The organism is Legionella bozemanae, from assembly GCF_900450575.1.
Taxonomy (GTDB): Bacteria; Pseudomonadota; Gammaproteobacteria; order Legionellales; family Legionellaceae; genus Legionella; species Legionella bozemanae.
On sequence record NZ_UGGY01000001.1, the window covers coordinates 1 to 22807 of the forward strand.

Below are 22807 nucleotides of genomic sequence, written 5' to 3' on the forward strand. Positions count from 1 at the left end.
GTGTCAGCATCTGTTTGGCAAAAATGTTTAGGTCTCTTACAAGATGAATATTCTGCGCAACAATTTAATACCTGGTTGCGCCCTTTACAGGCTCATACAGATGAGCAGCGTTTCATTTTATTTGCACCTAATCGATTTGTTGTTGACTGGGTTAAAAAGCATTTCTTTTCTCGAATCGAAGAGTTGATTAAGCAGTTTTGTGGTGACGAGATTAAATCAATTTCCATTGAAATTGGCAGTAAAACTTCCAGCACAGACTCAGATTCAAGTTCTTCTGGTTCATTTTCTTCTGAAGTGAATACATCTCCTTCAGTCAGTTCTAATGCAAGTAAGGCTTTACCGAAAAAGGCTGTTGATTATAAGAGCAGCCACTTAAATAAAAAATTTATTTTTGAAAGCTTTGTTGAGGGTAACTCCAACCAACTTGCTCGTGCGGCTTCAATGCAAGTGGCTGAACGACCCGGCGATGCCTACAATCCTTTATTTATTTATGGTGGGGTAGGTTTAGGAAAAACGCATCTGATGCATGCTATTGGAAATGCCATCTTAAAGAATAATCCTGATGCTAAAATACTTTATTTGCATTCTGAACGTTTTGTTGCCGATATGGTTAAAGCGATCCAGACGAATTCAATTAATGAATTTAAACGCTTTTACCGCTCCTTAAATGCATTGCTTATTGATGATATACAGTTTTTTGCTGGTAAGGATAGATCACAAGAAGAGTTTTTCCATACCTTTAACGCTTTATTGGAAGGACAGCAGCAAATTATTTTAACCAGTGATCGTTATCCAAAAGAAATTGAAGGCATGGAAGAACGTTTGAAATCCCGATTTGGCTGGGGACTAACCGTTGCTGTTGAGCCTCCTGAGTTGGAAACGCGAGTTGCTATTTTAATTAGTAAGGCAGAACAATCGAATATCGAATTGCCTTATGAGGTTGCATTTTTTATCGCAAAACGTATTCGCTCTAACGTAAGAGAACTTGAAGGCGCATTACGCAGAGTTATTGCTAATGCACATTTTACAGGTAAGCCAATTACTATCGAGTTTGTTCATGAAGCGTTGCGTGATCTTTTAGCGCTGCAAGATAAATTAGTCACTATAGAAAATATTCAAAAAACTGTTGCTGAGTACTATAAAGTCAAAGTGGCTGATATTTTATCAAAAAGACGCAGTCGTTCTATTGCTCGACCTCGACAAATGGCTATGGCCTTAAGTAAAGAGTTAACGAATCACAGTTTGCCTGAAATTGGTGATCATTTTGGCGGCCGTGATCATACAACGGTTATTCACGCATGCAGGAAGGTTAAGGAATTGATTCAGGATGACAGTGATTTTGCCGAGGATTATAAAAATTTAATGCGTATTTTATCTTCTTAGTGCTGTAAAAATAGTGTAATACGCCTTATTAACCCATATGTTTATTCTGGGAAGATAGTTTTTTAGTTTTGTCTATTAATAAATCATTCCGCTAGGGTAGCCATGTTGTACATGAATTAGATGAAGCGATTTATTTGTTATTTTATTCTTAAAGTTCATATGGAGTTCTATCTTGTTTGAATTCACTATTAAAAAAGAAGATTTACTTGCTCCTTTGCTAACAGTGGCAGGTGCTGTAGACAAAAAACAATCTTTAGCTATTTTGTCAAATTTTTATTTTAAGTTAGCGGATGATTTGTTGAATATAACTGCTACCGATTTAGAAATTGAAATTTCTGCGCAAGTTGCTTGCGAATCTGGGCAGCATTCTGGCAGTATTACCGTACCTGCAAAGAAATTTATCGATATTATTCGCTCTTTAGATGATGAAACCAATCCAAATGTTATCGTTGATAATGGGCTTTTAACCATTAAACAAGGGCGTAGTTCATTTAAGTTAACGACTTTACCTGCAGAGAGTTATCCTTTAAGTGAAGATGAATGTAATGAAGTTGAGTTAACTGTTCCTCGCTTGGTTTTATTAAAGTTGTTGCAATCAACTCATTTTGCCATGGCGCAACACGATGTACGTGTTTTCCTCAATGGCTTGTTTCTTGATTTTGAACCGAATCTTATTTCTGCAGTTGCAACTGATGGACATCGAATGGCGATTTGTCGTCATCCGTGTTCTAACACCAGCGAGAAAAAATTGTTATTGCCTAAAAAGGGAATTCAGGAATTGTTACGACTTCTTAATGGTATTGATGATGAAGAAGTTTTATTGGCAGCAGGTAAATCACATTTTAAATTAGTATCTCGTCAGTTTATATTTTTATCGAAATTAATTGAGGCGCGTTTTCCTCCTTATTCCAAGGCGATTCCAAAAAATCAAGATAAACAGATTATTATCGACTGTTCTGTTTTTAAGCGTTCTTTATCGCGGATTGTTATTTTAGCTCATGAAAAGTCGAGAGCGGTTATGCTTCATTTACAACCTGGTCTGCTTACTTTAATTGCCAACAATAACGAGCAGGAGGAGGCTGTTGAATCTCTAACTGCTGAGACTCAGGGTGATGAATTAAAAATTGGTTTGAATGCAACTTACTTACTTGATGTGCTTTCGCACTTTGGGGAGGGAACAATTCGCTTGTCCTTATCGAATACGGATAGCAGTATTTTAATTGAGTCATTAGATGATGATAATTATCAATATATTATTATGCCCATGAAAATATGATCCTTTCCGAATTAAAAATTCATCACTTGCGAAATATTTCATCGGTACATCTTGGGTTAAGCCCTCGATTTAATTTTATATTTGGGCCAAATGGAAGCGGCAAAACTTCTATCCTTGAAGGACTCTATCTTTTAAGTTGTGGCCATTCTTTTCGATCTCGTGAAATCTCGCCAATTATTTCATATGAACAACCCTCTTTAACTGTATTTGCTCGTTCTCAGCTGGAGGAGACGATCAGCATTCAAAAATCTTATTCTGAACCAACTCAAATTAAGCTGAACAATCAATTTTGCTCTACTACCAGCCAACTGGCTTATGCTTTACCTTGTCAGATTTTTTATGCTGATATTTTTCAAATCATTGATGCGGGTCCATCGGAACGACGTAGTTTATTGGACTGGGGATTGTTTCACGTGAAACATAATTATCATGCTTTATGGAAAGAATATAGAAGAGTCCTTAAACAACGCAATGCACTTTTGAAACAGCATGCGTCACACGTACAGTTTATTCCCTGGGATAAGCAATTAAGTCAGCTTGCAACTCAACTTCATTTACTCAGAGAAGAATATTTTAAGCAATGGGAGCAAATGTTTATTACTGTTTTAAGTGAATTAAGTCACCTTGACTGTAAGATAACGTATTATAAGGGCTGGGATAAAAAAAACTCTGGTAAAGAATTAGAAGACATTTTATCTGAGTGCTTTACCAGTGATCTGCAAAAAACATACACACAATTTGGAGCCCATCAAGCTGATATTGTGATTGAAATAAATCAAAATAAAGCCAAACAGATTTTGTCACGTGGTCAACAAAAGATAATTTTGATTTCCTTACGATTGGCGCAGGCAAATTTACTTCAGCAGGATTGTTTGTACTTGATTGATGATTTGCCTGCTGAGCTAGATGAAGAACATCAAATAAAACTAATGGAATATTTGGCGAAAAGAAAAGGTCAATATGTTATTACGTCCACTACCGACCCATCTCAGTTTATTTCTGCTATATCCAGTCAAGAACATTTCATTTATCAAATTATTGAAGGTACTTTAAAGCAGAAATAATGTTTCACGTGAAACAAACTGCTATGTATGAAGTAGACTAGGGGGAGGCCATTCTGCCATTACATGCTACGTAATTAGTATTCTATAGCAGAAAAGCCATATTTGGCTCATCTTGAATGAAAAAATACCCTGATAAAGCTCATATTGATGTATACCATGCATTTTCAACATATTTTTCGTTTAACTAAGCTTAAAACTGCCTGAGCAGTTACAATGATGGAGTTATATGTGTTCGGTTATTCAACATACTTTACCGGTACTCCTAAAATCACGCCCAAGTAGGCTCAGTTCAGCGAGTTTTCAATAGGCCATAATCCATATTCTTAGAGCAACTATGACCAGTTCAGGCTAAGCTTAAAGTTCCCTAATGAGATATAAACATAGGACAAAATATGCTATGATAAAGTATTTAGAACACCACAATAGGGTTAAGAGGACCACTAATGAGCGTTGATGCCAGTTATGATTCAAATAATATTAAAGTCCTAAAGGGTTTAGATGCAGTAAGAAAAAGACCAGGGATGTATATTGGTGATACAGATGATGGCACTGGCCTGCATCACATGGTTTTTGAAGTTGTTGATAACTCTATAGACGAAGCACTGGCGGGCCATTGCAAAGAGATATTTGTTACCATTCATACCGATGAGTCAATTACTGTAAAAGATGATGGACGAGGGATACCCGTCGATATTCATAAAGAAGAAGGGCGATCCGCTGCTGAAGTGATTATGACAGTGCTTCACGCCGGTGGTAAATTTGATGATAATTCTTATAAAGTATCGGGTGGTTTGCATGGAGTGGGTGTTTCTGTAGTTAATGCCTTATCCGAGGAATTACATTTAACCGTACGTCGTCATGGTAAAATCCATGAGCAACATTACCGTAATGGAGTTCCAGATGCGCCAATGGCAGAAACAGGAGATGCATCGACAACCGGAACTCAAATTTGGTTTAAACCAAGTGCCGAAACGTTTTCTAATATTGAGTTTCACTATGATATTTTAGCAAAACGGCTAAGAGAATTATCTTATTTAAATTCAGGTGTTTGCATCCATTTATTCGATGAGAGATCCCAAAGGCAAGACACTTTTCATTATGAAGGTGGAATCACGGCATTTGTGGAGCATCTCAATAAAAATAAAAATACTATTATGCCCACCGTTTTTTCTATGACCGCTGAAAAAGATAACATTGTTGTTGAACTGTCTATGCAGTGGAATGATTCTTATCAAGAAACACTTTATTGCTTTACAAATAATATCCCTCAGCGTGACGGCGGAACACATATGGCTGGGTTCAGAGCTGCATTAACAAGAACTTTAAATAACTACATCGAAAGTGAAGGTTATGCTAAAAAAGCTAAAGTATCTCCAACAGGTGATGATGCTCGAGAAGGATTAACCGCAGTGCTTTCTGTTAAAGTACCTGATCCCAAGTTCTCTTCACAAACAAAGGATAAGTTAGTTTCTTCGGAAGTAAAATCAGTCGTTGAGTCCAGTGTTGCTGAAAAATTCAATGATTTCCTCTTGGAAAATCCATCCAGCGCAAAAGCAATTGTTGGTAAAATAATCGATGCTGCACGCGCAAGAGAAGCAGCGCGCCGTGCTCGAGAAATGACTCGCCGTAAGGGGGCACTAGATATTGCTGGTTTGCCTGGAAAACTTGCTGATTGTCAAGAAAAAGACCCAGCATTGTCTGAGCTCTATCTGGTAGAAGGAGATTCAGCGGGTGGCTCAGCAAAACAAGGGCGAGATAGAAAGTTCCAAGCAATTTTGCCGCTCAAGGGAAAGATATTGAATGTTGAAAAAGCACGTTTTGATAAGATGCTTGCATCTCAAGAGGTTGCTACTCTTATTACTGCTTTAGGCTGTGGCATAGGGCCAGATGAATATGATCCGGATAAAGTTCGCTATCATCGTATTATCATTATGACGGATGCTGATGTTGACGGATCACACATTAGAACTTTATTACTTACCTTCTTTTACAGACAAACACCTGAGTTATTGGAGCGTGGTTACATTTATATCGCTCAGCCACCTTTGTATAAAGTGAAGCGTGGAAAACAAGAGCAATATGTAAAAGATGATGAGGCATTGTTTGAATATTTAACACAAAGTGCTTTGGATGGAGCTGCATTTTATCCAGGAAAAGATACGCCTCCAATTACCTCTTTAGCCCTAGAAGAGTTAGTACAGCAGTATCGACGTGTTGAAAAAATTATTAAACGTTATAAAAGAAGATATCCAGCAGATATACTGAAGCGTGTTGCCTATTTACCTATTTTACAAAATGATGATTTTAATCAGCAAGAAAAAATAGCTAATTGGTGTAAACAGTTGCATTTAAGCTTGCAACAGCTTGGAAGCAAGACAGAACAATACCAAGTTGTGGTACATACAATAGAGGATACGAATCAATTTATACCGCAAATAATTGTTACACAGCATGGGATGGAAAATGACATCCCCATGAATGCTGAATTCTTCTATTCAAAAGACTATAAAGAATTGGTAAATCTAGGATCCAAATTGGCAAGTCTGGTAGAAGAAGGGGCTTATATCAAACGAGGTGACAAGGAGTTAGTAGTAGAAAACTTCGAGCAAGCCTTATACTGGCTCATGGAGGAAGCGAAAAAAGGCCAGGCTATTCAGCGTTACAAAGGTCTGGGAGAAATGAATCCCAATCAACTCTGGGAGACAACGATGGATCCAGCGGTTCGCCGTATGCTGCAAGTCAGTATTGAAGATGCTGTTGCTGCTGATGCCATTTTCACTACATTAATGGGTGATAACGTTGAGCCTAGAAGAGAGTTTATTGAATATAATGCCTTAGAGGCAGAAAATATAGACGTCTAAAAATTTCTTGCGTGATCCTATTATTTTAGTGATCACGCGACATCTGCATAACTTCCAAATCTATTTTATATATACCTGTTCAGCCTCAATCAGGGAGCGGCTGCATTTTTCTCATTTTGTGAGAAAATTTCTCTGCTCACACATTGATGTAGGCTACACCTGCTTAGAAAAATCTTCTCACAATTTACGCTCAACCCAGCCATTCAAGTAAACAGTTGCTCAATCAGGCCTGCCGTTTTCATCGGTTTCTATTTCTAGCAGGCCTTTTATTTTTCTTAACTTAGTAAAATTGAACGGACACAGCGAACATTCAATGAGCTTCCTTTACTAGTAATTCCTTGAAGACCCTGATTAGAAAAATTCAGAAACCATGCATTATTAGCGGGATTAGCGCTGGATTCAGTAGAACTCCAATACTGCCCAGATAATCCTGCAGTAAATCCTAAACTAAATAAGTTAAAAATTGTTGAGGCATTAGCAGGGCAACCCGCACTACCTGAAGTACCCAGTTCGCAAATAGAAGGTAGATACCAAGCAGCCATAGGAAGTGATTCAAAATAGCAGTTACCGGCGGCAATAGCCATGGGATCAAAACTTGTTATTTCCTGGGTATTACAGAATCCATTAGTGGCACCATTACAATTATCGGGAGGATTTGTAGAGGCTTCCGTAATTCCAGGTATGTTCATATTGACTGTGCTCCAAGGAACAGCAGAAAAATCAGTATCTGCGATGACATTAGCAAAGGGAGGTGATACAGAATAGATTAAGAAATTATTGATAGAAAAAGCTAAGGCGATTGCAGGAGGTGAGATCACGTTATCACCAGTAACTAATATACCTCCCTGAGGAGCGAAAGGAGTTAATGCTGTAGATGCGATATGTATGACACATGAGCCGTTTGCTGGAATAACAGCACACGTGCTGCTGGTGACATTGCTCCAGAAAGCAGGCAAATTGAGCCTGACATTTAACGCTGGGGTACTGGTAAGATTATTTACAGTAATATCAACACCAACTGAATCATTGGTAGGAATAACCGCGTTCGTTGGAGCACTAATGGTAGTTTGTGCAGGAGCGCATTGTATGGCCTGCATGTCAAAGAAGGTGGCGTTGGTATTGGTTCCTTTAACCATAACACTAGGTATGAAAAAAGCAATTGAGGTATTGGTAAAAAAGGAAATGGCACAACTTCTACCGGGTAACAACGAGGTTGGGCAACTATTATTTTGTAGGACATAAAGGGAAAAAAAACCGTTTGTCGAAGAGGCCTGAATATTGTTTGCGGGAACTCTGGAGTTATTCGTAATGATAACAGTACCTGGGCTTGGCAAGCATTGAAGTTGGCTCACTTGAATCATGCAGTTTTGCAATGACTTGGAGCAAATGACACCATTTTTACCGGTGCTGATGGTTAATTGGGCTTTTTCAACAGTTTTGGATGACCCGAGTGCCCATAGAGATTGAATAGGAACGATAAAAAAAAGAAAAAAATATAAAGGTAGTTGTTGCACGCGACGCATAAAATTCATCCTTTTAATTAAACTAGGCGCATAGTTATGCAACCATATTACAGACCCTATCTTTTTTGCAAGAGTTTATTGGGATATGTCGAAAGTTTCCATGAAATGAAATACATTAATCATTAAGTTATTGAACTAACTGAAAAATAATTTATCGTTTCATTTATTAAACCGTCTGTAGTGCGACGTAAAAACAGGCCTTTGCTAATAAGAGAATTGCTTTGATTCATGCTTTTTTCTTGTTGGTTAACATGTATCCATTATACATGCCTGGGTTAACACCGTAAAAAAATCGCCTTATCTCGTTGCGAGTGCATCTCAGTTCATTAATATTTTCTTAAGTTTTATTTATTAAAATATGCAAAATGTTTAAAAATATACCAATATGTCGACGAAAAAAATATGTGCTGCTTTAGAAGCTGGAACGCATTGTATCGATGCGAGTAGTCTTAGCAAGGACCAAATTCTGAAATATGAGAACTCTGCACGTGGTGCTATTGTTAACCGAAAATTAGATGATGGTACAGAGGGAATGGTTGCCCGTGCATTGCATCAAGTACTCGAACCACAAAAAGGAAATTCAGGTCAGTTTAAATTAATTGATGCTACAAATTTACCGGCTCAAGATTTACCTCCTGCAAAAAGACCAGCACTTCGCGTTACATTAAAAGAAGCGTTGTTTAATGCACAATGGTTTACCCAATATGAAATGCCTGCGAGCGCTACGGATGGGAGTTCCAATGCATTTGGAGGGTTTGGGACCATACAAATGCCATCAAGTGATTCATTGAGTATACCGGTTATTAATGCCCTTTATGCCTCAGACGAGTTTTTAGCAGCATATGGCGTGAAGTTAGTGCATTTAACTGAATCCACCTCAATTGATTTTGGAACGAGTCACGATTTAATGTTATTTCGTTATGATGTCCATGCCCAGTATTTCGACAAGTATATTAAAACCCCAAAGGGTGGTGGAGTTTATCTGGAAACGCACAATGATTTCCCTCATCTGGCCATACCACTGCATCCATCTTGTGGCGGATCCTATACGGTTGCAAGGAAAGTCAAAGAGAATGAATATGCAATCGTTTCTATTAAAGTCAGCTATGGTTGGGGGCTTGTGATTGCTCCTGGCGCTATTCATGACGATGCTACCTTGACTGGGCCTTATATTATTGGTTTAACGACTAATGTGGACCCAACGCACGTAAATACTGCCTTAATGCGAACAAAAGATGGCGGCATTATGGATGCAGTTTTGACCACCCCTTCTACTGCGTGTTTGTCGGGCGATGGAGTTACCAGTATAAGTCAATGTAAAGCGCAGATGTTTATGCAATTCAAAATAGGTAGAAAAGATAATTTGGAAATGATAGCTCGTTCTGCCGATAAACGCCCTGCAGAAGAGCGAATAAAAATTTTGGCTTATCTAAAAACGTTACCTGCAGATACTTTATCTGAAATCAGGCACTTATCAGACACAGCGCAGGAAGCATATGATCATACATGCGGGCTTGTACTAGCTCACGTAAGTTCGATATAAAAAATAACCTGAATTTGGAGAATTTAATAGTACACATTGATGCGGTAGCGACGTGCGGCGGTCACAATGCTTTCATTTGCATTCTTTCCTACGAATTCTGATACGGTTTTTTGAGGTATTGCAGAACGTATACTCGCTAAAATAGGAAAAAACCCATGGTTCTGCAATAAATCTTAAATCCAATTTTGAAATAATGAGAAGGTAATAAATACTCAATGAAGGGGGCTATCTGTTACTCAGGAACAATGCCCATTTGCTTAAAAACGTGGCTTATGGTTAGGCGATATAATTGATAAATAACAATGCGTTGTAGGTATATATTGAGTGTGTAGTGTGCTGCATCCTTGCAGCGAAGTACGTCCTATGTACTGGTCCCTTAGTTTGACTTCCTGTCAGACAAATCCGTGTCATCCCTTTGAGTTACAGTATAGTATTTTGATGTCCGTTGTCATTGCGCAGATAGAGCAACAGCATGTAAGAAATTTCTCAAAGAGTAACGTGTGTTGTCTTCGGTTGCTGTTGTGTAATGCAATGAATCCCGCCGCCGCCTGCAAATACATCCAGTGCATCAATTTGGGTAATTTGATAATCAGGATATAAGTGCGTGAATAATTCGTAGGCTGCTTTATCTTGTTTTTCATAACCGAAAGCAGGCATGACAATTCCTTTATTTGCCAAATAAAAATTGATATAGGACAAGGTCAATCGTTCGCCAGCAAGATAAGTCGCTGGGGGTTGCTCTACAGTATAAACTTCTAACTTTCGCCCTTTCGCATCAGTTGCTGATTTAAGAATTTCCAGATTCTCATGGAGCATAGAATAGTTTGGGTCATTTTTGTCATGAGTAATAAGACATAAAACTTTTCCTGGTGCTGTAAAACAGGCAATTTCATCAATATGGCCATCCGTTTCATCACCTAATAATCCTTTATTTAACCAAATAATTTTTTGACCGCCCAGAAAATTATTCAGATAGTTTTCAATTTCTTGCTGCGTGAGTTGTGGATTTCGATTCTTATTCAGCAAGCATTCACGAGTCGTTAAAATGGTGCCTTCACCATCTACATGGAATGAACCTCCTTCCATAACCAAAGGTGCGGAAAAGGATAAAGCCTGAGTTTGCTTTATGATTGCTGTTGCAATTTGGTTATCCAGGGCACAATCTTGATAGTTACCGCCCCAAGCATTGTGGATCCAATCAACACCGGCTAATTGGTGTTTCTGATTTAATAAAAAGGTAGGACCTGTATCTCTTGTCCATGAGTCATTGATAGGAAGAGTAAATAATGTAATGCCCTCGCCACATAGGCTTTGAGCGGATTCTTCATCTCCAGGGTTCACTAACATGGTTACTGGTTCATATTGAGCTATAGCTTGGGCGACGCGAGCATACGCTGTACGTGCTTTGTGTAGACCTATCTTAGACCAGGTTTCAAGGTGACAAGGCCATGCCATCCAGCATCGCTCATGTGGATGCCATTCCGCAGGCATAAAAAATCCACTTTGTTTTGGTGTCATCTTATCTTCTCCGAATGTTTTCGTCTAAATAGGTTAATTGAGAAAAAATGCTTCTTAATTCATTTAAATATAAAAGCGTTGTCTCTTTAGGTAATTCAGCATGAATTAATTGTTTCTCATAGGATTGCACTAATTTTTTAGTATCAAAGTGAGCGAGATTCAGAACGTTAGTTACTGTATCGCCACTCACCAAATCATTCAGTTCAAACTGTCCATCGTCAAAGAGTTTAACATCCAGCGAATTGGTATCCCCAAATAAATTATGTAAATTACCCAATATTTCCTGATAAGCACCTACCAAGAAAAAGCCCAATGAGTAAGGGTTATTACTATCATATGGAGGAAGCATTAACGTTGAGTTAACGCAAGAACTGCCAAGATATTCTTTAATAGTACCATCTGAATCACAGGTTAAATCTTGCAATACACTGTGCATGGCTGGTGTTTTTGTAAGTTGTGAAATAGGTGCGATTGGAAAAATTTGTCCTATAGCCCAGGCATCAGGAATCGATTGGAAGAATGAGATATTACAGAACACTTTAACTGCCATATCTTCGTTGATTTTTGCTAATAAAGTTTCTTCAGCAGGATTTTCTACATTGAGCCGCTTTTTAAGCTCCATGCATATATTGGTATAGAACGCTTCTACCTTGGCTTTTTCTTGCAAACTAATCACGCCATGCTTAAACAAAGAATGGGCTTCATTCAATGAATGCTCTGCATAGTTATATATCTCGATAGGTGAGCTTGCTGTTATTGAATGATACGTATCATAAATATCACGAATCACATGGGAGTCTTCATCGGTAATTTCTGGAAGTGAGGGCGACTTATTAATTATTTCAATATCACTGATATCAGAAATTAAAACTGCATGATGGGCTGTTAATGCTCTTCCCGATTCTGAAATAATGTTGGGCTCTGGGACATTGGCCTCCTGGCAAAGATATTGAATTGCAAGGAGAATATGCGTGGCATATTCATGCAAACTGTAGTTCATGGAGCAGCCTTGGTTTGAATGAGTGCCTTCATAATCCACGCTGAGCCCACCCCCAACATCAATCGTATCTATGGGCGCATTTAATTTGCGTAATTCAACATAGTAACGAGATACTTCTTGCATACAATGACGAATATCATGAATATTGGCAATTTGTGAACCTAAATGACAATGCATCAGTTGCAAACAATCGAGCATATCGTGCGCTTTTAATTGATTGATTAACTCAAGTACCTGCTTTGCTGTAAGGCCAAATTTGGATTTGACGCCACCAGTATGTTCCCATTTGCCTGCACTTTTAGTGATTAAACGGATACGCACGCCAAGAGATGGTTTTATTTTCAAGCGAGCAGATTCTTTTAAAATAATATCCAGTTCAGAGATTTTCTCAATAACAATAAAGACCTTATGCCCCATTTGCTGGGCGATTAATGCGGTGCGTATATAATAGCTGTCCTTATAACCATTACAAACAATCGTACTGTTTTGATGATTGCTGAGCATGCCAATTACAGCCATGAGCTCGGGTTTTGAGCCAGCTTCCAGTCCTATAGAATGATTGGGTGATTTCAGCAACTCTCTAACCACGCTTTGTTCTTGGTTTACTTTAATGGGATAAACCAGTTTGTAGTGGCCTTTATATTCATTTTCTTCTATGGCCTGGGAGAATGCTTCATAAATGCGGTGCACGCGGTCATGTAAGATATCGGAACAACGAATGAGAAGCGGCAAATGAAGCCCCGTCCTGCTTGCCGCGTTAACAATAGCTTGCAGTTCAACACCAGGTTTACCTGGTGCCTTGCTGATTTCAATATTCCCTTTGGTATTAATACTGAAGTATCCCTCACCCCAGTTGTTGATGTTATATAAATTTTCTTCAGATGGTGCACTGATGTTCATAATATCAATATTCCAAAGGGATTAACGTGATTTTACAAGTTCATGGTAGGTGGAAGGCTCTCGCTGTTGTGCAAAAGGAAATAATCTTCCCCATAATGCGCGTTGGCTAAAGTCTAATTCCGCTACTAATACCGCAGGCTTGTCGCGAGAGGCTTGCACTAAAATTTCACCCATAGGCGTGCTAATGAAGCTGCTACCATAAAATTCCAATCCATCTTCACAACCTATTCTATTGGCTGCAATGATAAATGTATTACTCATGATTCCTTGCGCAACCATAACTTTTTGCCACATCGGTTGTGTATTTATCTCCGGAGCAGTGGGCTCCCCGCCTATTGCTGTGGGATAAACTAAAATTTCCGCTCCTTTTAAACCATAAATTCGTGACAGCTCAGGAAACCATTGATCATAACAGGTAGGTAATCCCCATTTGTGTGCTGCGATGTGATGCACCGGGTAATTGGAGTCGCCGGGTTTAAAATAGAAATTTTCATGGTATTTTTCACCGCTGGGGATATGTTGTTTTCGGGTTACGCCAATAAGCTCACCCTTATTACTGTATGCCACAGCAGTATTATAGCCAGCTTTTTCAAACAATGAGGCAGTAATGCATACATTATGTGCCTTTGCCATTTTGCTGACAAATTGGGCAGTTGGACCAGTATGAATATCTTCCATAAATGGAGTCGAATTTACATCTGAACGAGTACAAAAATAAGGACTTAGCGTAAGCTCTTGCAAACAAACTACAGATGCTCCTTGTTGTGCTGCAGCATGAATCCCAGAGGCTAGCTTATCTTGATGTTCTTTAGGGTTTTCGTGCCATTTTTCTTGTACTAACGCGATAGTCAGTTTTTCTTGCGTCATTAACTTACCTCTCTTGCAATTAAGGATCAAAAAAAAGTGCCCTTACTTTGTAAGGGCAGATGTATTTAAAGTGAAGTGCTGGTGAATGAGTCACTAAGCGTGCTTTCATCATATTCTTCCTCTTCGTTACGCTGGGAGAGTTCTTTTTCATTAGCATCATTGGTTGGCATTATGCTCAACGGAGGTGTTAGTGATCTGCTATTAAAATAACCATACGGATTTGTGGTTTGAGCTCCCGTTTTCTTTTGTTCAGAGCTTTCTTTTGCACTCAGGGAATTAGCGATGAGTTTGAATGGATTTGTTTCATCAAATACTTCAGTGTGCAGCAACTCTAAGTGACGCTTGACTGATGCTCGCGCGCTTTCAGATTGGATAGCGCATAATTTTTCACCGATTGTTTCTTCGTGGCCTTTTAATAAGGCACGAAACATATTGATGAACATCCTGCAGCTATCTTTATTGTAATCGCGACTTGTAAAAAACTTCTCTGGATTGTCTCCTAATAACAGTCTTTCTATATTCCGCCGCATCATAAATGCGATCTGAACTTTTTCTGCAAGACTATGCTTGGGGAACGTAGTGCTTATATTATGAGCTACTTGGCTGCGATCCTGTTCGGGTGTGCACAAGGCGACGCGTTCTGCAATCACAGGCTCATTGCTTTCCAATACGTGCTTGGCTAAAGTGCTGAAACGATGGAACGGGGCGGGATTAAATTCCTTTCCTAAAAATAAAACATGGGGTGCTTTATTGCGAGAGTCAAGTAATGAGTTGATGCGCTGTCTGACTTGGTATGCTTCAGAGAGTACAGAGTGGAATGTATCCTCGCTTTTGGTTAAATTCCCTAATGCTCTAATGTGATGAGCATATTGTTTGAATTTTGCTTCGGGACAAGCAGCAATTATCTTAGTAGCAAGTGCGACTTGTTCTTTATCGCTTAATGTATTGAGCATCTCCGCATTCTTTGCCAATGCGTCACCATCGCTTAGTTGCTCATAGGGATTTTCTAGCGCAATTATTTCTATACGAGTAAATGCCATTTAATCCTCCTTAAATAAAGATGAGAAAGTGTAATGAACAATTAGGGTCTGTTTCTATTTCCACTTTATTGGCCAAACTGTCCTGACATTCTGTGCGCCGATGTTCCCATACTGCGTGTATGCCACGCGTCGGGTGCTCGAAAATCAGGTCATTTTGGCTCAAGTTAGCGAAATGTAAACAGCCCCTATACAAAGGAGTTACCTCAACAAAAAATAAATGTTATTTCCTTTGCTCTCTTCCGGCATAAAATGCTACCGAAATTCCTTTTTACTGACATCAGAGTTAAATTTGGAGACTATATTAACGGATTAAAATCGAACTGTCATGAAATTAATCTAAAGTTTTACGAAAAAATGTCGAATAAGTGATCAGATGCATGTTTTGCCTTTAAAAAATACAATAACAACAAGGAGTGGGCAATGTCTAAAACTCATTTATTACAAGACCCCTTTTTAAATGAATTACGCAAAGAAAAGGTGCCTGTATCCATTTTTTTGGTGAACGGAATCAAATTACACGGTATTGTGGATTCTTTTGATCAATACGTAGTCATGCTGAAAAATTCGATTACACAAATGGTTTATAAGCATGCCATTTCTACGGTTGTTCCTTCACGCGCAATAAAAATGCCTGTTGAAGACGAAACTGGTGGAAGCGAAGGAACTGTGGCAGACTAGAAAAATTTCAGTATCCATTGCAGGTTGAGCCTTGGGCTCAACCTGAATTCCGGTAATGAGAAGATAATTCATATCTGAGTGAAAGCACTTCTGAAAATTTATATATCTCTCAGGGGTGGCTTTTGCTTGTACTCAACCGCGGATTCAGTTTTTTTCGGAGAATAAGTTAGTGTTTGAACGTCCTCAAGGTGGTGAGCGAGCGGTATTAGTGCAACTAGCACTGCCGGGAGTTGATGCAGATAAGGCATTGCAGGAATTTGAAGAATTAGCACTTTCAGCAAAAGCGGAAATATTAGATTGTGTTTTAGGCACTCGAGCAACTCCTGATGCTAAGTATTATATCGGTAAAGGCAAGGCGGAAGAAATTGCGCAGCTGGTTAAAGCACTTGATGCAGAGTTGGTTCTGGTCAACCATGAATTGTCCCCATCGCAAGAGCGAAATCTGGAGCGTTTATTTGAATGCCGCGTGGTAGATAGAAGCGGTTTGATTCTCGATATTTTTGCTCAGCGCGCACGAACTTTCGAAGGGAAATTGCAAGTCGAGTTGGCGCAATTACAACATTTATCAACGCGCCTGATACGTGGTTGGACGCATTTGGAACGGCAAAAAGGAGGTATAGGATTACGAGGCCCTGGTGAAACGCAATTAGAAACAGACCGTCGTTTATTGCGAGAACGCATCAAATACATTAATAAACGTTTGGAAAAAGTACGTAGTAGTCGTGACCAAAACCGACAGGCCAGACGTAAAGCTTCTTTGCTTACAGTGTCTTTAGTAGGTTATACCAATGCGGGTAAATCCACTTTGTTCAATGCATTGACTGGTGAAAGCATTTATGTGGCAGATCAGTTGTTTGCTACTTTGGATCCCACCATGCGTCAACTCAACTTACCTGGTTCTTCCTCAGTGATTTTAACGGATACAGTAGGTTTTATTCGCGATTTACCTCATCAATTGGTAGAGGCATTTCGCGCTACTCTGGAAGAGACACAGCAGGCTGATTTATTATTGCATGTCATTGATATTTCTGACGCTCATTGGCGAGATAATGTTTTTTCAGTGCAACAAGTTTTAGATGAATTGGGCGTGCATGATATCCCTGTAATACAAGTGTTCAATAAAATTGATTTAAAGGAGGGGTGGACTCCTAAGATTGATTATCAGGAAAAGCGCTGTAAAGTCTGGATCTCTGCCGCAGCAAATTTAGGGTTGGATTTACTTAAAGAAGCAATTAGTACTCAATTGCATGGAGCAGTGCTTATTGAAAATGTAGTACTTAAAGCGACCCAAGCGAAATTACGCTCACAACTGTATGAATTGGGCTCTGTTTTAAGTGAGTCACACAATGAAGACGGTGATTGGCTGTTGAAAATTCGGATAACTCAAGCACAAAAACAACGTTTGTTTGCGAGTGAGAACTCCTGATATGGGAAGCGCAATTTCGCTACACTCCACTTTGGTAAGTGCTTAGCGCCATTTGAATAGACATTAACATGGAGATCCGAGTGCTTTGAGCCTTCGCTTCTATAATTTATGTCTTTTCTATCTCCATATCCAAAGTCTTAAGGTCTTGGCCGCCATAAAGGGTATTAACAAGCTCGCCTTTGGGATTAATGACGAAAGTAACCGGTACTCCAATAATATCACCTAGTCCTAATGCAAGCGCCGGATCTGTAACAAGAGAGGGATACTGAATATTGAATTTTTGAATGAGCCTTTTTTGCTTATGTATTGGGAGTCCATCGTAATTTACTGCAAATAATACAACAGGATCTTTTTCGTGTTTTTGATAAAATCGATTCAATTCGGGAATTTCCTCAATACACGTTTTGCACCAGCCCGCCCAGTAATTAATAAGTACCCATTTACCTTTCAAAGAGGCAAAAGAAATAGTATTGCCTTGAGTGTCCTTAAGCAGAACGTCCGCCTGGCTTAGGGGTGCGGTGGCCATTAAAATCAAGAGGACAAATAAAGTTTTTATTTTCATTATAGTTATCTCATGCAATATTTGAAATTACTTCATTCTATGTAAAACAGCCCCTACAGGGGAAAGATATTTTTTACTATATCAAAAAATACTCCTAAAATCGCATGAATTTAATGAATTAGGTTAGCATTGTAGACCATTGGCAAATGATTTGGGTATGATGAGAGTATTTTAAAAAACGAAACGCTCCAATGGCAAAACTCTATTTTTATTTTGCAGCAATGAATGCAGGGAAAAGTACGGTTCTCTTGCAATCAAGTTATAACTATCGTGAACGCGGTATGGATACTTTGTTATTCACACCGGCAATAGATAATCGTTATCAGCATGGTGCTATCCATTCGCGTATTGGTTTATCGGAACACGCTTTGATTTTTAATCCTGAAGACGATCTGTACAAGCAAGTTCTAATGCAAGAAAAAAAATACGCTTGTGTTTTGGTGGACGAGGCTCAATTTTTAACGCGGGTACAAGTTCACCAATTAACGGAAATTACTGATGAATTGGGTATTCCTGTGCTCGCATATGGATTACGTACTGATTTTCGTGGTGAGTTATTTGAGGGAAGCCAATATCTTTTAGCTTGGGCGGATGAGTTGGTTGAGCTTAAAACCATCTGCCACTGCGGGCGTAAAGCAACCATGATCTTACGATTAAATGCTCAGGGTGAGGTGATTACCGAAGGTGAGCAAGTGGTTATTGGCGGTAATAATATGTATTCATCGACGTGCCGTAAACATTTTAAGCGTCGAGAGCCGGGGAGCACGCTTGCTATAAAAGAACGAGCAGCAGAAGATTTAATTTGATCTGGATTAAGTTTTATACCCTTAAATTAAATCGTTCTTGCAAGGAGAATGACTTTTCATAAACTAGTTACAATGACCTGTTTTTTAACTTTCAGTTTACTGGAAGCTAAGAAAAGAAATTTTGTTTCATCATTTAAAGCGGTACATTTAGGGTACTGTTATCGGTAATGTTACTTGCTCTTTTCCAGGAGGAGCCTTAATCATAGATACTGCGTACTCAACGAGATCCGCGCCAGTAAAACATTAGCTTTCGGAACGGCTTTTCATACCATTGTTTTGAAAGCTTAACTTTTACATCTATAGCGGATGGCGGATTTTAGACTATGCTATATAGCAATGATGGAAATTATGTTTTAGTTAGCTAACATGGAGTGTATTCATGAGCGAAATTAAAGTAGAGCGATTAATCAAAGGTATCCTGGTTCGTGAAGGTGGTGGTGTAAAATTACATCGCTACATTGGTATCGAGAGGAGCAATGATTTTGAACCTCTTCTTTTACTCGATTATTTCAATAGTGCTGATCCTTTAGATTATATGGCGGGTTTTCCTCCTCATCCACATCGTGGTTTTGAGACGATTACTTATTTACTTGATGGCAGTATTACTCACGAAGACAATAAAGGGCATAAAGGAGTTATTGGCGCAGGAGATGTTCAATGGATGACTGCTGGCAAAGGAATTATTCACTCGGAAATGCCTTCACCCAATGGCAGATTACATGGGTTACAGTTGTGGTTGAATTTACCCGCGTTAGAGAAAATGCGTGCTCCACGTTATCAAGAAATGCAAAGCGCCCAATTGCCCGTGGAGACCAATGATACCGGTGCTCAAATAAAGGTTATTGCGGGGAAGACAGATAAAGGAACCCATTCGCCAATTTCGGGTATTGCCACACAACCTTTATTATTTGATATTATTTTGCCTCCTGGTGCAAGCATACAACAACATATCCCTAATGATTACCAAGCTATTCTACTGGTGATTTCCGGAACCGTTCGCATAGGTGAGCAATTAGTTCAACACGATACTTTGGCAAAACTTGGAGGCGGAGAGGTTTTATTTTTGAAAGGTGAGACAGCAAGCCAATGTATTATGATTGCAGCAGCCAGACTTCATGAACCGATTACCCGTCATGGGCCATTTGTAATGAATACCCAGGAAGAAATAATACAAGCGCTGGATGATTTTCGTAGTGGCAGATTCTAGTTTTCCAATGCGACTGTATTTAACCCGATTTTACTAGGCTCTGATCCCTTTTCGCTGGATTGAGTCAAAATGGCTAAATTTTCGAGCATCGAAACACCAATGGGAACAGACCCTAAATTTAGTCTAAAATTGAATTATTAATAGTGAAATAAGTGAGGGAATAGGAGTAAAACTTGTGCACCCACGGAAAGAGCAGTCTGCCAAAGAAATCTATAGGATTGTAGATCAATACTGTGAAGCCAATTTACATAGTAAATACAGCTCAAGTTCAGCAATACCTCTGGTTTTGGGTATTTCAGATACTGATGCGCAGAAACTGATTCATAAAATCCTAATCGCTTTGCCCGATTGTTTTTTTTATTTGGCAAAACCAGAGCGTGTTAATGAGATGGTCAGTTTTATTGCGCAGCAATATTTGCTTTTTCAAGCACAAGAAAACATTAACGATGAGTTATTTCCTAGCTTACTTATTAACTTTGTCAATAATTTAGTCGAAGAAATTATGCTTCGGTATTACTCATACACATGACCAGGTGATTTATGACTAAAGAAGAGATAATTCAGGGAACAGGACTTAGCAGCGAAGATCTGGACGCATTATTTTTGCTGGAACGGATTATCCAAACGGATAAACAAAGTTCAGGTATTGAGTTAACAGCCGAAGAAAAAAAGCAAGTGATCACTTTTTTAGAAAAATCAATAAGTAATCTGGGATTAAACAAACAACTTCTTGAGTTAGGAAAATTGGAGCAGCAAGATACAGGAATTAGTTTTGCCGTGATAAATATGCTAAGAAATATAACGTTTAAATCAAGACATTGGCATGAAATTCGTTCTGACGATTATCAGAAATTAACACTATCTAAATTAGGCGCTTTATCTGATTTAGCTGCTCTTGCGCGCGATTTGGCTGTACTTGAGCGTTCTGGGTTAATCATGGAATCCTCTCCTTTAGCGGAATTGTATTCTGATGCTCAAAAAGCATTAAAAGAAGGCTTTTCCAAAGGTGTTGATATTTCTTCCCAGGCTATGGTTTTTGAGATTAAAGCAAAAGGTGCTCCCATGTTACTCCATCCAAATTATCAAAAAGAAGATGAATTCGTCTTGTCTGAATTTCTCTATAGCGAGGAATATAGGATTAAGCTGGATAAGTTAATTGAGCGTGATGAACTAAAAGAATTTCTAAAAAAATATTTAGGTGATGACTGGTTACAGCAATTGGAAAATAAATTTGCGATAATTCAACGTGAAATCCATGATGCACAACTTATAGGTCCTATTTATCATGGGCTCATTCATCAAGATACTTCAGCCCAGGAAAATTTTCGTGCGGAAGATAAAAGTCCAGTAACCCTTATTTGCTCTCCATTTGTAGGGATTTGTACTATGGCTGCTATTAAAGAATTAAATGAGCAGCTGATGCACGAGTTGCAAAAAAAAGGTGTTGAGGAGGATATCCCTTCTCCTTTGCTGCAATTACCGGTTAGCGAAAAACTGAAGGCATTATCTCCCTCCCAATTTATTGATGCTCTGGATAAACGGCGTGCTTTAGAGCGATTACCCGGACAGGCAACAGTTATGATGAAAGAGCGTTTGAGTGGTGCCAAAAACGAAGGCGAAGATGAGCATCCGCTAAATCGTCCCAAATAGCAATAGACTTCTAGCGAGTTCCGAAGAAATCTATTGATAGAACCTTTTACGCCCCTCTCCTATTGAGAGGAAAGTTTAAGCGAACTTTTACTCAAGCCACTCAGTCAATAACGATTCCATTGTTTTGCGAGCAGCGATTAAAGCGGAGGAGTCAAGCGAAGAGGGGCTATGTAAATCGTCGCAATGAGCTGCTCCTTGAATCAATTGATAAGTTAGTTTGGGGTTCATCGCGTTCCCATTTTTTTCCGCCAAAGAAAGAGTGGACCAGGGATCGTTTTCCCCATTAGTGAAATAGATATTAGATGCCAGAATGTCCATTAAGGGAAAGTATAAGGTATTATTAAGTTCCGTTGTATTGGCCGGTTGAGTGAGACCAAACAAGCGTTGACAGACACTGTGGTGATACTCCATATTAATTAATGAAGAACGGGTAGAAAGTGCAGAATTAGGATGGGCATTTTGCCAATAACCGTATTCCCTGCATGATTGATAATACCACTGACGCATTCCTAAACCATCTTTATAATCGCTGGGATTTTCACTCATTGCACCCTGGGCTGTCATCTCTACTGCATTAACCTGCATGTCTTGATATAATTTTCTAGCAAATTCGGCATAACCTTGGAGTGGTGTTGGGCTTGCCGATAAATTGGCGCAAAAAGCATCCCGCATTCCGTATTGCACTGCTGCAGCGCCGGTATCAGCAATCAAATATAAAAAATCAACTGGATCAGCAACTGCAGATGCATCAAACAATGATTTCATTTGTGCCAACGTCGCAGGGTTACTCAAACTGGCTTCCACTTCACTGACTACCTCCCGCATTTGATTGGCGCAATGTAAGCCGGCAACTTGGGTGACATGCGCATCGTACTCAACAAAGTCTTCTTTAGCCATTACTGGTGCGGATGAAGCCAAAGCACCAACCACTAAATAAGGAAATTTTAAGCGATAATAAGCGGATAAAGAGCCGGGATAAGAACCACCAAAAGCCACCCATTTCCCGGTCCAGTTTTTTTCGTTTTTTAAATGGCGCTGGAAATAAGCCAAATCATCTAAAGCTGCTTCTGTGGTTAAGAAACGTAAGTCTTTAGTTGACAACGAATTGAAAGGTAAACTTTCACCATAATATCGATGTTCCAGGGCAACGAGTTTGGCATGAAATTTTTGGGCGTAATTTCTGATCGCGCCGTTTAGGGCGCGCTTCGTGCAGGCGGATTCGCCGCAAATATAGAAAAATACCGGTGAATCCTCTTTAGGACCATATGTTTCATCAAGATAGTAACGTTGAGAAAATGTTCCCATGACAGGATCATTATGATCAATTAATTGTTTAAAATATGCGAGTTGAATGGTTTTTTCAGCAATTAAAGGAGCTTTTTCTTCTTGTTTTTTTTGCAAGTAACGCTCCACAACTCCTGCATGGGATGCAGAAAAAGTAGCGTAGAGGCCAAGAAAAAGGAGCATCCATTTTTTAATATACATCATATTGATTATCCTTAA

Annotated in this window: 18 protein-coding genes; 11 read left to right on the forward strand and 7 right to left on the reverse strand. The window is 39.1% G+C overall.

Going from position 1 to position 22807, the window contains the following annotated elements; all coding sequences use genetic code 11:
- The 4 genes from dnaA to gyrB all read left to right on the forward strand — a co-directional run.
- Positions 1–1383: chromosomal replication initiator protein DnaA (dnaA, locus tag DY223_RS00005; RefSeq protein WP_476703182.1), on the forward strand; the 1383-nt coding region annotated here is incomplete at its 5' end.
- Between the two features lie 172 nt (positions 1384–1555).
- Positions 1556–2659, forward strand: coding sequence for a DNA polymerase III subunit beta (dnaN, locus tag DY223_RS00010; RefSeq protein ID WP_058459577.1), 1104 nt, complete (start codon positions 1556–1558; stop codon positions 2657–2659).
- Positions 2656–3723, forward strand: a complete 1068-nt coding sequence (recF, locus tag DY223_RS00015) for a DNA replication/repair protein RecF (RefSeq protein WP_058459576.1) — start codon at positions 2656–2658, stop codon at positions 3721–3723. The genes dnaN and recF overlap by 4 nt, the downstream gene beginning before the upstream one ends.
- 443 nt (positions 3724–4166) lie before the next feature.
- Positions 4167–6584 carry a DNA topoisomerase (ATP-hydrolyzing) subunit B gene (gene gyrB, locus DY223_RS00020; protein WP_058459575.1) on the forward strand — a complete coding sequence of 806 codons (2418 nt, stop codon included), beginning with the start codon at positions 4167–4169 and terminating at the stop codon, positions 6582–6584.
- A 275-nt stretch (positions 6585–6859) separates the two neighbouring features.
- Here the strand turns inward: gyrB and DY223_RS00025 are convergent, their stop codons facing one another.
- The gene (locus tag DY223_RS00025; RefSeq protein WP_058459574.1) at positions 6860–8107 is read right to left on the reverse strand and encodes an Lcl C-terminal domain-containing protein; all 1248 of its coding nucleotides are present in this window, start codon (positions 8105–8107) and stop codon (positions 6860–6862) included.
- Between the two features lie 385 nt (positions 8108–8492).
- Between DY223_RS00025 and DY223_RS00030 the strand changes: the two genes are divergently transcribed.
- On the forward strand, positions 8493–9650 hold the full coding sequence (locus tag DY223_RS00030; protein ID WP_058459573.1) for a hypothetical protein: 1158 nt from the start codon (positions 8493–8495) through the stop codon (positions 9648–9650).
- A 486-nt stretch (positions 9651–10136) separates the two neighbouring features.
- Here DY223_RS00030 and DY223_RS00035 read toward each other — a convergent pair whose 3' ends face one another.
- The 4 genes from DY223_RS00035 to DY223_RS00050 all read right to left on the reverse strand — a co-directional run bounded on the left by DY223_RS00035 (position 10137) and on the right by DY223_RS00050 (position 14975).
- On the reverse strand, positions 10137–11168 hold the full coding sequence (locus DY223_RS00035) for an agmatine deiminase family protein (RefSeq protein ID WP_058459572.1): 1032 nt from the start codon (positions 11166–11168) through the stop codon (positions 10137–10139).
- A 1-nt stretch (position 11169) separates the two neighbouring features.
- Positions 11170–13068: a biosynthetic arginine decarboxylase gene (gene speA / locus DY223_RS00040; RefSeq protein ID WP_058459571.1), complete on the reverse strand. Its 1899-nt coding sequence runs from the start codon at positions 13066–13068 to the stop codon at positions 11170–11172.
- Between the two features lie 21 nt (positions 13069–13089).
- Positions 13090–13935, reverse strand: a complete 846-nt coding sequence (locus DY223_RS00045) for a carbon-nitrogen hydrolase (RefSeq protein WP_058459570.1) — start codon at positions 13933–13935, stop codon at positions 13090–13092.
- Between the two features lie 65 nt (positions 13936–14000).
- Positions 14001–14975, reverse strand: a complete 975-nt coding sequence (locus DY223_RS00050) for a lpg0008 family Dot/Icm T4SS effector (RefSeq protein ID WP_058459569.1) — start codon at positions 14973–14975, stop codon at positions 14001–14003.
- A gap of 420 nt (positions 14976–15395) precedes the next feature.
- On the opposite strand from DY223_RS00050, the gene hfq reads away from it, so the two are divergent.
- Both hfq and hflX read left to right on the forward strand, forming a co-directional pair.
- Entirely contained in the window at positions 15396–15653 is a 258-nt protein-coding gene (gene hfq / locus DY223_RS00055) for an RNA chaperone Hfq (protein WP_058459568.1), read from the forward strand.
- Positions 15654–15822: 169 nt separating this feature from the next.
- Positions 15823–17079 carry a ribosome rescue GTPase HflX gene (hflX, locus tag DY223_RS00060; protein WP_058459567.1) on the forward strand — a complete coding sequence of 419 codons (1257 nt, stop codon included), beginning with the start codon at positions 15823–15825 and terminating at the stop codon, positions 17077–17079.
- Between the two features lie 106 nt (positions 17080–17185).
- Here hflX and DY223_RS00065 read toward each other — a convergent pair whose 3' ends face one another.
- Positions 17186–17644, reverse strand: coding sequence for a TlpA disulfide reductase family protein (locus tag DY223_RS00065; protein WP_374930666.1), 459 nt, complete (start codon positions 17642–17644; stop codon positions 17186–17188).
- A 188-nt stretch (positions 17645–17832) separates the two neighbouring features.
- Between DY223_RS00065 and DY223_RS00070 the strand changes: the two genes are divergently transcribed.
- The 4 genes from DY223_RS00070 to DY223_RS00085 all read left to right on the forward strand — a co-directional run bounded on the left by DY223_RS00070 (position 17833) and on the right by DY223_RS00085 (position 21304).
- Positions 17833–18447: a thymidine kinase gene (locus tag DY223_RS00070; protein WP_058459565.1), complete on the forward strand. Its 615-nt coding sequence runs from the start codon at positions 17833–17835 to the stop codon at positions 18445–18447.
- A 379-nt stretch (positions 18448–18826) separates the two neighbouring features.
- The gene (locus DY223_RS00075) at positions 18827–19654 is read left to right on the forward strand and encodes a pirin family protein (protein ID WP_058459564.1); all 828 of its coding nucleotides are present in this window, start codon (positions 18827–18829) and stop codon (positions 19652–19654) included.
- A 175-nt stretch (positions 19655–19829) separates the two neighbouring features.
- Positions 19830–20183: a hypothetical protein gene (locus DY223_RS00080; protein WP_058459563.1), complete on the forward strand. Its 354-nt coding sequence runs from the start codon at positions 19830–19832 to the stop codon at positions 20181–20183.
- An 11-nt stretch (positions 20184–20194) separates the two neighbouring features.
- Positions 20195–21304 (forward strand): hypothetical protein, encoded by a 1110-nt coding sequence (locus tag DY223_RS00085; RefSeq protein WP_064115088.1) that lies wholly within the window; start codon positions 20195–20197, stop codon positions 21302–21304.
- Positions 21305–21391: 87 nt separating this feature from the next.
- Here DY223_RS00085 and DY223_RS00090 read toward each other — a convergent pair whose 3' ends face one another.
- The gene (locus DY223_RS00090) at positions 21392–22792 is read right to left on the reverse strand and encodes a S28 family serine protease (protein WP_174223895.1); all 1401 of its coding nucleotides are present in this window, start codon (positions 22790–22792) and stop codon (positions 21392–21394) included.
- Positions 22793–22807 lie beyond the last annotated feature (15 nt).

What these genes read in the sequence shown, in the direction of transcription:
- DY223_RS00035 (WP_058459572.1), bottom strand. Translation starts at nt 11,168, where the DNA reads ATGACACCAAAACAAAGTGGATTTTTTATGCCTGCGGAATGGCATCCA.
- DY223_RS00085 (WP_064115088.1), top strand. Translation starts at nt 20,195, where the DNA reads ATGACTAAAGAAGAGATAATTCAGGGAACAGGACTTAGCAGCGAAGAT.
- DY223_RS00075 (WP_058459564.1), top strand. Translation starts at nt 18,827, where the DNA reads ATGAGCGAAATTAAAGTAGAGCGATTAATCAAAGGTATCCTGGTTCGT.
- DY223_RS00045 (WP_058459570.1), bottom strand. Translation starts at nt 13,935, where the DNA reads ATGACGCAAGAAAAACTGACTATCGCGTTAGTACAAGAAAAATGGCAC.
- DY223_RS00090 (WP_174223895.1), bottom strand. Translation starts at nt 22,792, where the DNA reads ATGATGTATATTAAAAAATGGATGCTCCTTTTTCTTGGCCTCTACGCT.
- speA (WP_058459571.1), bottom strand. Translation starts at nt 13,068, where the DNA reads ATGAACATCAGTGCACCATCTGAAGAAAATTTATATAACATCAACAAC.
- recF (WP_058459576.1), top strand. Translation starts at nt 2,656, where the DNA reads ATGATCCTTTCCGAATTAAAAATTCATCACTTGCGAAATATTTCATCG.
- DY223_RS00025 (WP_058459574.1), bottom strand. Translation starts at nt 8,107, where the DNA reads ATGCGTCGCGTGCAACAACTACCTTTATATTTTTTTCTTTTTTTTATC.
- hfq (WP_058459568.1), top strand. Translation starts at nt 15,396, where the DNA reads ATGTCTAAAACTCATTTATTACAAGACCCCTTTTTAAATGAATTACGC.
- DY223_RS00070 (WP_058459565.1), top strand. Translation starts at nt 17,833, where the DNA reads ATGGCAAAACTCTATTTTTATTTTGCAGCAATGAATGCAGGGAAAAGT.
- gyrB (WP_058459575.1), top strand. Translation starts at nt 4,167, where the DNA reads ATGAGCGTTGATGCCAGTTATGATTCAAATAATATTAAAGTCCTAAAG.
- DY223_RS00030 (WP_058459573.1), top strand. Translation starts at nt 8,493, where the DNA reads ATGTCGACGAAAAAAATATGTGCTGCTTTAGAAGCTGGAACGCATTGT.
- DY223_RS00050 (WP_058459569.1), bottom strand. Translation starts at nt 14,975, where the DNA reads ATGGCATTTACTCGTATAGAAATAATTGCGCTAGAAAATCCCTATGAG.